The following is an 11,455-nucleotide window of genomic DNA, read 5'->3' on the forward strand; positions in this document are numbered from 1 at the left end:
AACTAATGGTGGCATTTACCTTCGGTGGCTTCCAATCAGGCTGCATTGCTCAAACAACCGGGCAATCTGCTACTAGCTAGGTGAGGCGCTATAACGCTACCAGTATTTACGCACTTGAAAGCTAAATAACGTCTAAGACTTTAGTAATGCAAGGTAGTAACAAGAGGGGGAAAGCTTCCGAGTACGCCTATTCGCTGAGCTTTCAGCAACGACTCGTATAGCTTGGTTAGTCGCTGACACATAGTTGCACGAGGAAGGGGCTTCAACGCTTTATAATGCCTAGTATCGAACCGCCAGGAAATTACTTGCCGTCTAACACACCCTAGCCCATGCTTTTAGCAAGACGCTATAACCTAGGGTATTGGCTAAAACGAAACGTTAGGACGTTTGAACATGGCAAAATTCTTCCAGGAATTCCGAGAGTTTGCGGTAAAAGGCAACGTCGTCGATATGGCGGTGGGGATCATTATCGGTGGGGCGTTTACGCTGATTGTGCAGAGCCTGGTGGCGGATGTGATGAACCCGCTGATTGGCTTGTTGGTGGGCGGTGTGGATTTTTCCAATCTGTTTGTAGTGTTACGCCAAGGGGCGGTGGGCGGCCCTTATGCGACGCTGGCGGATGCCCAGGAGGCAGGGGCGGTAACGCTAAACCTCGGGCTTTTTATCAATGCGGTGGTCAGCTTTATGATTGTCGCCTTCGTGGTCTTCTTATTGGTACGCACCATTAACCGATTAAAGCGCGAAGAGGCGGTAGCGCCTGCGAACCCTACGGAGCAGCCGTGCCCTTACTGTTTGATGGTGGTGCCGATCAAAGCCACGCGCTGTGGCCACTGCACAGCAATGTTGGATCAGCCAGCGGAGGCTGAAACGCCGGTTGAAGTTACCTCTGCGCCACCGCAAATGCCACCCGCAAAACCTTGAGCCACTAAAAAGGGCGCCACTGCTGAAGAGGCGCCCTTTCACGTTATACCAGCAGCAACCCTAGGCGCTTTTCTTAATGGTTTTGCTGTCTTTTTGCTTACTGCCGGGCTTTTTGCTGTCGTTAGCATCGCTGGGTTGCGGCAGCGATGGCAGCGATTTGGCCAGCATTTCGACGCTGTGGCGATAGTAGAGCTGGCTCTTATTATGCTCGCCAAGGCTTGCATAGAGACGTGCAAGTTCAGCGCAAACTTCGCCATTGGGGCGCTGCCGCTGGCTGGCTTCAAAGTACTCCAACGCCTTTTGCCACTGGCCGGTGCGCAGCGAGAGGCGACCGCAGGCGAGCAGCAGCTCGGGGTCGTTGGGGCGCTCCTGCAGCCACTTCTCGGCTTTAACTAGTTGGCGACCGGCGTTCACATTCAGCAGGCCGTAGCGTTTTACCAAGCGTGCGTCCCAGTGGTGATCCAGCGAGTGGTTGAGCAAGCGCTCGGCAATGGGCTCTTCGTTGGCTTGAATCAGCGCTTCGCTGTACAGCACGATCAGCTCGGTGTTGCCGCGCAGGTAGTCGGGCATATCAGCCCAAAGGCCACGCACCCGCTCAATGTTGGTGGGGTTTTGCGCTTCAAACACGATCAGCTCGCGGTAGGCTTTAAACTCCAACTGCTCACGCTCTTGCTGGGTAATGAGCTTCTGCGCCGCCAAGCGTGGAATCAAACGCCGTAAGCCTTCCCAATCGTTGACGCTTAAATGCACCTGTTTGAGTAGCTTGAGCACCTGCGGGTGGTTGGAGAGCTTCTTATCCAGGCGATTAAGAATCGCCAGCGCTTCTTCCGGCTGCTGACGCTCAATCATCATTTGCGCCTGCATCAAGCCAACGGCCGTATCGGCTCCGTCGGTGGTTAGCTGCGCCTGATTCAGGTGCTCCTGGGATTTCACGTGGTGGCCCTGGTAATGGGCCGCCAGCGCTGCGGATAGGTAGTTGACCAGCGGTGTGCTGGAATCATCGGCGGCATTAACCAGGGTTTTTTCGGCTTTTTTCCAGCGCCCTTCGGTCAGTGCTACCAGGCCACGCACGGTGCGCTGCATGGCGCGACGGTTACGTGCGCGGCTGTTCCAGCTACGAAAACGCCCCATAGGGCGAATAATGCCGCTGAGCAAACGCAGTACAAAGTGTAGGACGATAAAGGCGGCAAACAGCAGCACCAGACCAAACCAAAACGATGTCTGGATGGATGAGTCGCCCACGCGGATTAGCCAATAGCCGGGCACCGACATCATCAGGTGCCCAAACAGGGCCCCGACGGCGAGGCCTGCGACAATGAGGAGAACAAGCTTTCTCATGAATCACCTCCGCTTTGGCCACGCGTCTTATAGCGGTTGTCGATAAAGCGTGCGAGCTCCTGCTGTGAAGCGCTGATATCGGGCAGCTCGGGTTTTACCTCTGCTTCCTTGAGCTCTTGAAGGCGCGTAATAACGCTTTGGGTCTCTTCACGAGTGGTGTCGTAGTAGTCGTTCAGCAGCTGTAGCGCTTTGTCGATACTCGCGTCATAAAGCTCTTTCTCTTCGTTGAGCAGGGCCAACTGCGTCTGCTCCAGCACTAAGCGTAGACTTTGGCGTAGGTAAGACTCTTGCTCTGGGGTAATCAGCGCTTCCAGCGCTTCATCGTGATGGCGAACCACCACCAGGTCTTTGAGCTCTTCACCGAAGCGCGCCAGCTGGCGCTGGAAAGTGCCGGTCGGCGGCTGCTCGATGCTAGAGGTTACCGCTTGCTCCTCAATTTCTTGAGAGAGTCGCAGAGAGGAGATGCGTTCCTGCTGGGCATTGAGCGCTAAGTAGAGGCCTGTACGGTCAACCTGGGGCACGGCATCCAGAGCGGCTAGCTCATTGGCGATCGCTGCGCGTACGGGCGTCAACGCCGGGTTGTCAGCATCTACTAGGCGCGCATCGGCGGTACGCAGCAGCGCAGCTGCGCCATCAACGTCGCCTTCCAGCTGTAAACGCTGATTGGCCAGACGCAGCAGGTAGGCGGCTTCGGCATGCAACCACTCGCGCTCGTCGGTGTCCTGCTCTTGAGAGAGCTGGTCCAGCACTTGGCCCAGGGTCTCATCGACGTCGCTGCGGTAGCTGTCAAATTCATCACGCAGGTCACCCAGTGTGCTCTGCAGCGCTTCATCGCGCTCGGCTTCGCCGCTATCAAGGCGTGACTCAAGGTCACTAACCGCTTGTTGTGAGGCGCTCCCCTCAGCCTGCTGTGCGACCTCATCGAGGCGCTGCTGCTGGTTCTCCAGGCGCTGCCAGCCCTGCCAAACGACAAATGCCAAGGCAATCGCCAGGATAATCACCAGGGCAATCGCGAGGCCGCCGCTTTTACTGCCTCCGCCTTTGCCCCCACCGCTTTGGCCGTTACCGCTGCCTTTGTGGCCGGTGGGCGGCGTAGTGCCCGCCGATGACTTGCCGCTGGTCGGCTTTGACGAGGCGGCGCTTGACGATGGCGAACTAGAAGCCGACCCGCTTGAGGAAGATGGGCTGGGTTGAGCGGCACTCTGGGAAGGTGAGGCTGCGTTGCTGGATGTGGTATCTGCCGATTTAGCCGTGCTGGTAGTGCTGCTAGCAGCGGTTGAACTCGCAGTGGGCGAGCCCTTTCCACGCCGCCGCGACCGGCTATTTTTAGCGCCACTCTGAGCAGGTGTTGTTGAGCTCGGCGGTGTGTTCGGCTTGCTGGGCTCAGTCGCGTCGGTCGTGGAAGCTGCTTTGTCGGTCGTTTTAGGGACGCCCTGAGAGGCATCGGAGGACGTTGGTTGTACATCGTCCTGATCGTTTACTTGTTTGCTCATGTGTCGCTAGCCCTTAGTAAGTTCCTTGATCGACATCGGCACCCTGTGGGTCGCAGGTCTCCAACGCCGCTATCAACGCAGCTGGCGTAGCTCCGGACGCCACCTTAAGGTCACAAAAACCCAGTATGCCAGCCAGTGTAGCCAAACGGCGACTGGAAACGATTAGCGGTTGGTTCAAGGCCGCCTGATTGCACCATTTTGCCAGATGTTCCAGCAGTTCGCTGCTGGTGACGATCAACGCCCGGTAATTACCTGAAGAAAGACGCGTTTGTAGCGTGGGGGCAAGGGGTTGAAACCTGCGTCGATACACCGCAGCTCGTGTTACCAGTGCCCCCCGTTCGGCAAGCGTGTCAGCGAGCAGCGGGCGGCCACCTTCACCCGCCACCAGTAGAATACGCTGGTGCGCTAACTGCTGTAACGAGGCAAGCGCCAGCAGTGCTTCGCTGGTATCTTCGCCGGCACTCGGCCCAGGCACATGCACGCGGACACCCAACTGATCATAAAGCGTCGCTGCTGTGGCGCTGCCAACGCTGTAGTAGTCAATGCCAATAGGCAACTGCGGCCAGAAGCGATCCAGCGCTTCACTTAAGCAAGTGGCCGCAAAGGGACTGATGACTATTATCTTATGGTACTGATCAATATCCAGCCAGATACGCCGCATTTCAGGGGTTTCTGGCAAGGCTTCGAGTTGCATCACATTGAGTGATTCAACGTTCTCGCCTCGCTCGCGCAGAGCAGCGGCCAACGCTTCACCGCGCTCGCCGGGGCGGCAGATCAGTACCGGTTGGCTCATATGGCGCGGCCGTAAACCTCAGCCAGAATATCGCCAGCGCCCTGGTCGAGCAGCTCTTCGGCAATGCGAATGCCCAGCGCTTCCGGTTCATGCATCGAGCCACGGCCTTCGGCGCGAAGCACTTCGGTGCCCTCTGGGTTGCCCACTAAGCCGCGTAGCCAAAGGGTTTCATTTTCAATATCCAGCACCGCGTGGCCCGCAATAGGCACTTGGCAGCCGCCCTCTAAGCGCGTGTTCATGGCCCGTTCGGCGCGCACACGCGTCGCGGTGTCCGCGTCATCCAGCGGGGCTAGCAAGGCAATCAGCTCGGGGTCATGCAGGCGGCACTCAATGCCTAGGGCTCCTTGGCCGCAGGCGGGCAGGCACACCTCCGGCGGCAGTGCTTGGGCAATCCGCTCATCCAAGCCCAACCGCTTAAGGCCCGAGGTCGCCAGGATGATGGCGTCAAATTCTCCCGCGTCTAATTTACCTAGCCGCGTTTGTACGTTGCCGCGCAAGTTGAGAATTTGCAGGTCGGGGCGGGCTTCACGCATCTGCAGGCCACGGCGTAAGCTGGCGGTGCCAATTCGTGCCCCTTCGGGAAGCTCATCAATGCTAGAGTAGTGGTTGGATACAAACGCATCGGTAGGGTCGGCCCCCTCTAGGATGACCGATAGGCCCAGCCCTTCGGGGAAGAGCATGGGTACATCTTTCATCGAGTGGACGGCAATATCGGCACGGCCATCGAGCATGGCGTCTTCCAGCTCTTTAACGAACAGCCCTTTACCGCCAATTTTTGAAAGCGGTGTATCGAGAATTTTGTCGCCCTTGGTAGACAGAGCTACAAGCTCGACCTCAAGGCCGCTGTGAGCCGCCATTAAGCGGTCACGAACGTACTCAGCCTGCCACATGGCCAGTTGGCTTTTACGCGTGGCAATGCGCAGTTTGGTGATTGATAGCACGTTATTCTCCCTATACCGCAGACACGGCGAGTCAAGCTATGATAAGTGTCATCATAAAGCACCGAGCGCCACAGTAAAAATAACGGAACTGATTATGCTCCCGTAACGTGCTTTATCCGTCCCCCTAGGAAATTGTATGTCCTCAGTGTTACCCCGCGGCCAGCTTGACCAGTTTTTCCTGCTTTCACGGGATCTGTTCTGCTGTATCGACTTTAAAGGCACGCTGCTGCAAGTCAATCCAGCCTTCGAGACGCTGCTGGGATATACCTCTGAACAGTTGATCGGGCGTTCCTGTGGTGTCGTCATTAACCCCCTTGACCACCCGGTGATCGAACGGGCGTTACAGCGAGTGCATCAAGGCGAAAAGGTCATTCCTTTTGAGGTGCGCGCTGTTTCCGCAATCGGCAAGCAGCACTGGTTAGAAATTTCGCCGTCGTTGGGGGAGGACGTGATTTACGTAATCGCCCGGGTGATTACGCGGCGTAAAGCCAGCGAACAACAGCTAAAATTATTGGAGCGTAGCGTTGAATCAAGCACCAATGGTGTTCTTATTGTCGATGCTCAGAGCAGCGATCTGCCTCTGGTTTACGTCAACGCTGCCTTTGAGCGCATTACCGGCTATTCGCGCAACCAGGCACTGGGGCGTAACTGCCGTTTCCTACAGGGGGAAGAGACCGACCCCGCCACCGTCAAGCAGCTACAGGTAGGGATTGCCGAGCAGCGTGAAGTACACGTGGTCATCCGTAACTATCGGCATGACGGCACGGTTTTTTGGAACGACTTGCACATTTCACCTGTACGCGATGAGAACGGCCAAGTGACCCACTTTGTAGGCGTACAGAATGATATCTCTGAACAGCGCGAATATCAGGCTCAACTCGACCATAACGCCCATCACGACGCCTTGACCGGGCTGCCCAACCGCTTGTTACTTGGTCAGCGCTTGGAAGAGGGGGGCGTGATGGCGCGCCGCTACCATCGCTATATAGCCGTGCTGTTTATTGACCTGGACGATTTTAAGCCGATCAACGATACCTTGGGCCATGAAGTGGGCGACTTTATTCTGGTTGAAGTGGCCAGGCGGTTGGAGAATGAACTGCGCCCCTGGGACACCGTCGCGCGTTTTGGCAGCGATGAGTTTGTGGTGTTGTTGCCGGATCTAGCCCATCAGGACGATGTTATACAGGTGGTCGAGCGGGTTCTCCAGGGGCTTTCGCCGCCCTACTGGTACCGCGACAGCGAGCTGCGCATCACCGCCAGTATCGGGATTGCCATCAATGACGGCAGCATGGACAACCCCCGCCAGCTTATTCAGCAGGCGGATTTGGCAATGTATAAAGCCAAACGGCGCGGGCGCAATACCTACTACTGGTATACCGAAGACTTGAACCGCAAGGTGAGCGAACGGGTTAGCTTACGCAGCGCGCTACAGCAAGCCATTGAGCAGCAGCAGTTCGAGCTTCATTACCAGCCGCAGATTCACGCGCCAAGCGGTCGCGTGGTGGGGGTTGAAGCGCTGATCCGCTGGCAGCACCCTGAGCGCGGCAATATCCCACCATCTGATTTTATTAGCCTTGCCGAGGATACTAGTCAGATCATTCCCATTAGCGAGTGGGTGTTGGCTACTGCCTGTCGCGATGCCCAGCAGCTCAATGGCCTGGGGTTAGGCGAGATCACCATGGCGGTCAATATTTCGCCTATGCAGTTTCAACGCCCTGGCTTCCTCACCTCCATTGAGCAGGTGCTGGCGAGCAGCGGTCTAACGCCAGCGTTGTTAGAGCTGGAGCTTACCGAGGGGGTGCTGATGGATAGCGCCGAACAAGCGATCCAGGCGTTAAAGAATTTGCGAGCGCTGGGAGTCCTGATTGCACTAGACGATTTTGGCACCGGCTTCTCTAGCCTAAGCTATTTAAAGCGGCTGCCGATTAATCGCATCAAGATTGACCGATCCTTTGTGCGCGATGTGATTTCAGACCGCCACGATGCCGCTATTATCGACGGCGTGGTCGCCATGGCGGGGAAAATGGGGCTCGAAGTGTTGATAGAAGGCGTAGAAACGGCAGAGCAGTTTGGCTACCTGCAGCAGCGTCACTGTGACTACTATCAGGGCTACTACTTTGCCCGCCCCATGTCCCTAAGTGCCCTGCACGCGTTTCTCCACAAACCACCTGCCGTCGTAACGTCACGCTCTTAGCCGCCACAGAAATAAAAACGGCGTGCCGCTGACCGTGGTGACTCTGGTACACTTTCTGCTAACGACTCCATTGTTTTGTCAGCAGGATATATCTTCGATGAGCCAAGCCACGAATCAGTCTTGGGGCGGTCGCTTTAGCGAGCCCACCGATGCCTTTGTTGCACGCTTCACCGCGTCAGTTAATTTCGACCAGCGCCTGGCCCCCCAGGACATCCAGGGCTCCATCGCCCACGCCACTATGCTGGCTCGGGTAGGCGTGCTCACCGATGACGAGCGTGATGCGATTATTAATGGCCTGAACGAGATTCAGGGCGAAATCGAGCGCGGCGAGTTTAACTGGTCGGTGCCGCTGGAAGATGTGCATATGAACATCGAAGCGCGGCTGACCGAAAAGATCGGTATTACCGGCAAAAAACTCCACACCGGGCGCTCGCGCAACGACCAGGTCGCCACCGATATTCGCCTGTTTATGCGCGATGAGATCGATGTTATCGAAGTGGAGCTCAAGCGTCTGCGTGAAGGCATGATCGAACTGGCTGATCGTGAAGCCGAGACCATTATGCCCGGTTTTACCCACCTGCAAACCGCCCAGCCGGTCACCTTTGGCCACCATATTCTGGCTTGGCAAGAGATGCTGGCCCGGGATCACGAGCGCCTGCTGGACTGCCGCAAGCGCGTCAACGTCATGCCATTGGGCGCCGCTGCGCTGGCAGGGACGACGTACCCGATTGACCGCCACGTTACGGCAGAGCTTCTAGGCTTTGACCGTCCAACGGAGAACTCTCTGGACGCGGTCTCGGATCGTGACTTCGCTATCGAATTCACCAGCTTTGCCAGCATCCTACTGATGCATCTTTCGCGCATGAGCGAAGAACTGGTGCTATGGACCAGCGCCCAGTTCAACTTTATCGACTTGCCCGACCGCTTCTGCACCGGCTCTTCAATCATGCCGCAGAAGAAAAACCCCGATGTGCCTGAGCTGGTGCGCGGCAAAACCGGCCGCGTGTACGGCCACCTGATGTCGTTGCTAACGCTGATGAAATCGCAGCCGTTGGCTTACAACAAAGACAATCAGGAAGATAAAGAGCCGCTGTTCGATGCAGTAGATACCGTGCGCGACTGCTTAAAAGCGTTTGCCGATATGGTGCCCGCCATTGAGCCCAAGAAAGCCAGCATGTATGAAGCGGCGCGGCGTGGTTTCTCTACCGCGACGGACTTGGCCGACTACCTGGTGCGCAAAGGCGTGGCCTTCCGCGACGCCCACGAAATCGTCGGGCAGTCGGTGGCGTATGGTCTTAAAAGCGAAAAAGACCTGTCTGAGATGAGCCTGGATGAGCTCAAACAGTTCTCCGATACCATCGAGCAGGATGTGTTCGAGGTGTTGACCCTGGAAGGCTCGGTAGCCGCCCGGAACCATATTGGTGGCACAGCACCCAACCAGGTGCGGGCAGCTGCACAGCGAGCGCGTGAGGCGCTGAGTGCGCTCAAGGCGGGCGCATGAAAACGCTGGCAATCATGGCCCTTTCGGCGCTGCTGTTAACCGCGGTTGTCGGCTGTGGGCAAAAAGGGCCGCTTTATCTGCCGGAAGATGCACCCGCTGACGAGCAATCTGCCCAGGCGTCTGAATAGATAGCTGCAGGCCCAGGAGAAGGGGAGAGCACCATGGACTATTTTAATTACCGCGATGGCGTGCTGTACGCCGAAGATGTACCGCTGTCACGCATTGCCGACGAGTTCGGCACGCCCTGCTACGTCTACTCAAAAGCGACGTTTGAACGTCACTTTCGCGCCTATACCGAAGCACTGGGTGGCCATCCGCACCTGATTTGTTACGCGGTGAAAGCCAACTCCAACCTGGCGGTGCTGGGCCTGTTGGCCAAGCTGGGCGCGGGGTTCGATATTGTTTCCATTGGCGAGCTTGAACGGGTGCTAAAAGCTGGTGGCGACCCGGCGAAAGTAGTGTTTTCGGGCGTTGCCAAGCAACCCCATGAAATGGTTCGTGCGCTGGACGTGGGCATTAAGTGCTTTAACGTTGAGTCACGCCCGGAGCTTGAACGCTTGAATCGCGTTGCCGGTGAGCTGGGTAAAATTGCCCCGGTCTCGTTGCGGGTCAACCCAGACGTGGATGCGGGTACTCATCCGTATATCTCCACTGGTTTGAAGGATAATAAGTTCGGCATCCCGGTGGATGAAGCGCTGGCGGTTTACGAACTAGCCGCAAGCCTGCCCAATTTGCAGGTGAAGGGGCTCGACTGTCACATCGGTTCACAGCTAACTGAAACCGCGCCTTTCCTGGACGCCCTCGATCGCCTGCTGGTGCTTATGGAACGGTTGCGTGAGCGGGGCATCGAAATCGAGCACCTCGATTTAGGCGGCGGTTTAGGCGTGCCTTACCGCGATGAAAAACCGCCCCAGCCGTTTGATTACGCTAGCCAGCTGTTGGCGCGGCTTTCGCGTTGGGAAGGTGGCGAAGCGCTTACGTTGCTGTTTGAACCCGGTCGCTCCATCGCTGCCAATGCGGGTGTCATGCTCACTCGGGTAGAGTTTCTCAAGCCTGGAGAGACCAAGAACTTCGCCATTGTCGATGCGGCCATGAATGACCTGATTCGCCCGGCGCTGTACCAGGCCTGGCAGGCGATTGTGCCGGTGGATACTCGTCAAACACGCGAAAGCGCCCTTTACGACGTAGTGGGCCCAGTGTGTGAAACGGGTGACTTCCTGGGTAAGGAACGCGAGCTGGCGATTACCGAAGGCGATCTTTTGGCGGTGCGCTCGGCGGGGGCCTACGGTTTTGTTATGGCGTCGAACTATAACAGTCGCCCTCGCGCCGCCGAGTTAATGGTTGATGGCGACAGCTGCCATGTGGTGCGCGCGCGGGAAACCGTTGCCAGTCTGTGGGCGGGTGAAGCGCTGCTGCCCGAAGGGGGGCGTTGATGCTGTTACACTTCACCAAAATGCATGGCCTGGGTAATGACTTTGTCATGGTGGATCTAGTCACTCAGCGCGCCCGGTTGGACGAAGCTCAGATTCGTGCACTGGCAGACCGGCGTTTCGGCATTGGCTTTGATCAGTTGTTGCTCGTCGAACCGCCCCGGGATCCAGAGATGGATTTTCGCTACCGCATTTACAATGCTGACGGCAGTGAAGTGGAAAATTGTGGCAACGGTGCACGCTGCTTTGCCCGCTTCGTGCGCGATCAGCGATTGACCCACAAGCATGAAATCCACGTAGAAACCGCCGGGGGCCCGTTGGTGCTGACCGTGCAGCACGACGGTATGGTGCGAGTGGATATGGGCCGCCCGCGGTTTAGCCCTTTGGCGCTGCCGTTCGATGCCCCTGGGGATCAACCCCTGCATCAGTTACAAGTGGGTGATGAAACGCTGCAGATCGGCGTGGTCTCTATGGGAAACCCACATGCTGTGATGCAGGTTGAGAACGTTGATAGCGCCCCGGTGGAGCGCCTCGGGCCGTTGGTAGAGGCGCATCCGCGTTTTCCCAAGCGTGTTAACGTGGGCTTTATGCAGGTACTCTCGCCCAGTGAAATTCGTTTGCGTGTGTATGAGCGCGGCAGTGGCGAAACGCTGGCCTGCGGTACCGGTGCCTGCGCTGCAGTGGCCAGCGGTATTCGCCAGGGGCTGCTAAAAAGCCCCGTAAAAGTCCATTTACCCGGTGGAGAGCTCAGCATTGAGTGGCCTGACCCTGAAGGGGCGCTAACGATGGTGGGGCCAGCTACACGCGTCTTCGATGGCCGCGTAGCACTTAATTAATTCGAGGA

General features: G+C 57.2%; 10 protein-coding genes. 6 read left to right on the forward strand and 4 right to left on the reverse strand.

All coding sequences use genetic code 11. The annotated features are described in order from the left end of the window. The first annotated feature begins 393 nt into the window (after positions 1-393). A complete protein-coding gene (gene mscL, locus HZU72_RS06115; protein ID WP_141440339.1) occupies positions 394-921 on the forward strand; it encodes a large-conductance mechanosensitive channel protein MscL in 528 nt (175 codons plus the stop codon). Positions 922-981: 60 nt separating this feature from the next. On the opposite strand, the gene HZU72_RS06120 is transcribed toward mscL, so the two are convergent. The 4 genes from HZU72_RS06120 to hemC are packed head-to-tail and all read right to left on the reverse strand — an operon-like array spanning position 982 to position 5,486. Then, on the reverse strand, positions 982-2,259 hold the full coding sequence (locus HZU72_RS06120; protein ID WP_022521215.1) for a heme biosynthesis HemY N-terminal domain-containing protein: 1,278 nt from the start codon (positions 2,257-2,259) through the stop codon (positions 982-984). After that, entirely contained in the window at positions 2,256-3,752 is a 1,497-nt protein-coding gene (locus HZU72_RS06125) for a uroporphyrinogen-III C-methyltransferase (protein WP_208457973.1), read from the reverse strand. The genes HZU72_RS06120 and HZU72_RS06125 overlap by 4 nt, the downstream gene beginning before the upstream one ends. A gap of 13 nt (positions 3,753-3,765) precedes the next feature. After that, positions 3,766-4,545 (reverse strand): uroporphyrinogen-III synthase, encoded by a 780-nt coding sequence (locus HZU72_RS06130; protein WP_141440340.1) that lies wholly within the window; start codon positions 4,543-4,545, stop codon positions 3,766-3,768. After that, positions 4,542-5,486 (reverse strand): hydroxymethylbilane synthase, encoded by a 945-nt coding sequence (hemC, locus tag HZU72_RS06135; RefSeq protein WP_009286232.1) that lies wholly within the window; start codon positions 5,484-5,486, stop codon positions 4,542-4,544. The genes HZU72_RS06130 and hemC overlap by 4 nt, the downstream gene beginning before the upstream one ends. Before the next feature lie 136 nt (positions 5,487-5,622). Here hemC and HZU72_RS06140 point away from each other — a divergent pair, with 136 nt between their 5' ends. The 5 genes from HZU72_RS06140 (at position 5,623) to dapF (ending at position 11,447) form a co-directional block, all read left to right on the forward strand. Beyond that, positions 5,623-7,680, forward strand: coding sequence for a sensor domain-containing protein (locus HZU72_RS06140; RefSeq protein ID WP_174788346.1), 2,058 nt, complete (start codon positions 5,623-5,625; stop codon positions 7,678-7,680). 97 nt (positions 7,681-7,777) lie between these two features. Then, entirely contained in the window at positions 7,778-9,181 is a 1,404-nt protein-coding gene (argH, locus tag HZU72_RS06145; protein ID WP_022521219.1) for an argininosuccinate lyase, read from the forward strand. Then, a complete protein-coding gene (gene lptM, locus HZU72_RS23775) occupies positions 9,178-9,309 on the forward strand; it encodes an LPS translocon maturation chaperone LptM (protein WP_022521220.1) in 132 nt (43 codons plus the stop codon). The genes argH and lptM overlap by 4 nt, the downstream gene beginning before the upstream one ends. Positions 9,310-9,342: 33 nt before the next feature. Beyond that, entirely contained in the window at positions 9,343-10,614 is a 1,272-nt protein-coding gene (gene lysA / locus HZU72_RS06150) for a diaminopimelate decarboxylase (RefSeq protein ID WP_022521221.1), read from the forward strand. After that, positions 10,614-11,447, forward strand: a complete 834-nt coding sequence (gene dapF / locus HZU72_RS06155; protein ID WP_022521222.1) for a diaminopimelate epimerase — start codon at positions 10,614-10,616, stop codon at positions 11,445-11,447. Before lysA ends, dapF begins: the two co-directional genes overlap by 1 nt. Positions 11,448-11,455: the final 8 nt, after the last annotated feature.

It is taken from the genome of Vreelandella sedimenti (genome assembly GCF_013416325.1).
Taxonomy (GTDB): domain Bacteria; phylum Pseudomonadota; class Gammaproteobacteria; order Pseudomonadales; family Halomonadaceae; genus Vreelandella; species Vreelandella sedimenti.